The 2,442-nt window shown below is 61.4% G+C and carries 2 protein-coding genes; one reads left to right on the forward strand and one right to left on the reverse strand.

Going from position 1 to position 2,442, the window contains the following annotated elements; genetic code table 11:
* Positions 1–968, reverse strand: a 968-nt coding sequence (locus tag VEK15_14605) for an NAD(P)-dependent oxidoreductase (GenBank protein HXV61925.1), incomplete at its 3' end; no start/stop codon positions are given.
* A gap of 182 nt (positions 969–1,150) precedes the next feature.
* Between VEK15_14605 and VEK15_14610 the strand changes: the two genes are divergently transcribed.
* Positions 1,151–2,442, forward strand: a 1,292-nt coding sequence (locus VEK15_14610) for an aconitate hydratase (protein ID HXV61926.1), incomplete at its 3' end; no start/stop codon positions are given.

A 2,442-nucleotide genomic window follows, 5' to 3' on the forward strand; every position in this document is an offset into this window, starting at 1 on the left:
CACCGCTTGCCGTGCAGCATCTCTCCGAGCTCGTCCTGCAGCTCGCCGTAGCTGACGACTTCAGGCTCGCCTATCAGAAAGACCTCCGCGTCCGAGAGCCGGTCGCGCCGTTCTACCGTTCTGCGGAAGCAACGAACCAAGTCCTCGCGGTGTACGAAGGGCTGCCCGTGACTCCTGTCCCCGGGAAAGAAATGGCTTTCCACTTGCTTTTCGTAGATACGCTGGATCTGGTTGGCGATCGGAATGGAGTGGCAACCCTCGTCGTAGACTCCGGCGATTCTCAGAATGACCGTCGGGATCGCTCCCCGCTCGGCGAGAATGACCCGTTCCGCCTCCCGTTTCGACTGCGGATAGTCCCACAGGGCTTCCGTTGGAGACAGCTCGGTAATCTCTTGTCCCGATTCCACCGGTTTCATCACCAGAAGACTGCTCGAGAACACGAACTGCTCGACTTCGAAGGATTGCAGATAGCGCAGCACGCGGGAGGTTCCGTTCACGGTGAGCTTCTGGTACAAGGGACTCGGCTCCCCGGCAAAATCGTAGTAGGCAGCGAGGTGGATCACGCTCGCAAGGTGCGTGCCGTGACGCTTCCTCAGCTCGTCGAAGGCTTGGGACGTCGAGCTGTCCGACGTGAGATCGCATTCGATGAAATCCAGGCCTTCGGCCGACTCCTCCTGGGGCTTCTTGATGTCCAAGCCAACCATTCGATAGTCACGGGATAGATCCTCGACCAGAGCGGTTCCGATGAGACCGGAAACACCCGTGACCACGACCACGGGCTCCTGCTCGGTCCCGCGTCTTCCGTTGCTTTCTTTCGAGGCCGCGCTGCGGCAGGCATCGTGCCCGCATTGGCACGGCTGCGACGGAAGGCTCTTGCCAACGTCGCTCTCGCAGTAAGGGCTGCAGAATGTTTGCCCTTTTTCGATTTCGCAGCCGCACTCGGGGCTGCGGCACATGGATTTGCTCAAGTTACCTCCTTGCTTGCCAAGAGTTAACCGACTCCCGAGCGCCGAGTCGATACGAGAAACACTGGAGGCCCCCTGACCGCTTCTATGGGTCGCTTGGAGCGCCAAGAGGACCGGCTTGGGGTGTTCACCCGATTCGGGCGTCGCGTCTCGCGGTGGTACACGTAAGAGAAAGTGGATATCTCTTGGCCCAAAACGTAACCCAAAAGCTGATCGCATCTCACCTCGTCGCAGGCAGCATGAAGGCCGGAGAAGAGATCGCGCTCGGCATCGACCAGACGCTCACCCAGGATGCGACCGGAACTCTCGTCATGCTCGAGCTCGAGGCGATGGGGCTCGATCGTGCACGCACCGAGCTTTCCTGTCAATACGTCGACCACAATCTCGTGCAGGCAGATCACAAGAATCCCGACGATCACCTCTTCCTCCAGAGCGCCTGCCAGAGATTCGGCCTGTGGTACAGCCCGCCGGGAAACGGCGTTTCCCATCCGGTCCACATGGAGCGATTCGGGAAACCGGGCAAGACCCTTCTCGGCTCCGACAGCCACACGTGCGCTGCTGGAGCTCTGGGCATGCTCGCCATCGGCGCTGGTGGTCTCGAAGTCGCCATGGCCATCGCTGGATTCCCGTTCTACGTGAAGATGCCGAAGGTCTGGGGCGTACGGCTGAGAGGACGACTCCCCGACTGGGTGAGCGCAAAAGACGTGATCCTCGAGATGTTGCGCCGTCATTCGGTGCGGGGGGGGCTCGGACGCATCGTGGAATACTACGGTCCTGGACTCTCGGGGCTCTCGGCGATGGACCGGCACGTGATTGCCAACATGGGAGCGGAGCTCGGGGCGACCGCGACGGTGTTTCCCGCTGACGCCGAGACTCGGCGTTTTCTCGAATCCCAAGATCGGTCTTCGGATTTCCGCGACCTAGTCGCCGACGAAGGCGCCCATTTCGACGTCGACGAAGAAATCGACCTATCTGAGCTCGAGCCCCTCATCGCCATGCCGTCGAGCCCCGACAACGTGCATCCGGTCCGCGAGATCGCCGGAGAGCCTATCTACCAATCCTATGTCGGCTCGTCGGCGAACCCCGGCTATCGCGATTTCGCCGTCGCGGCGCGCATCGTGGAAGGCAAACAAATCCACCCGCGCGTTTCCTTCGACATCAGCCCGACGTCGCGTCAAATTCTCGAGAATCTGACCCGGGATAGCCACCTCGCGAGCTTGATTCGAGCGGGCGCACGACTTCATCAGTCGGGATGCAATGGTTGCATCGGAATGGGACAGGCTCCGGCGAGCGGAAAGTTGAGCCTGCGTACCGTTCCCCGGAACTTTCCCGGGCGCTCGGGCACGCGGGACGATCGAGTGTGTCTGGTCAGCCCGGAGACGGCGGCAGCGTCGGCGCTCTCGGGTGTCGTCACCGACCCACGCGAGCTCTCCATGAGATACCCGCACATCACCGAGCCCGAGCCCGCCATTAACAC

The sequence above is a fragment of the Vicinamibacteria bacterium genome (assembly GCA_035620555.1).
In the GTDB taxonomy this organism is placed as follows: Bacteria; Acidobacteriota; Vicinamibacteria; order Marinacidobacterales; family SMYC01; genus DASPGQ01.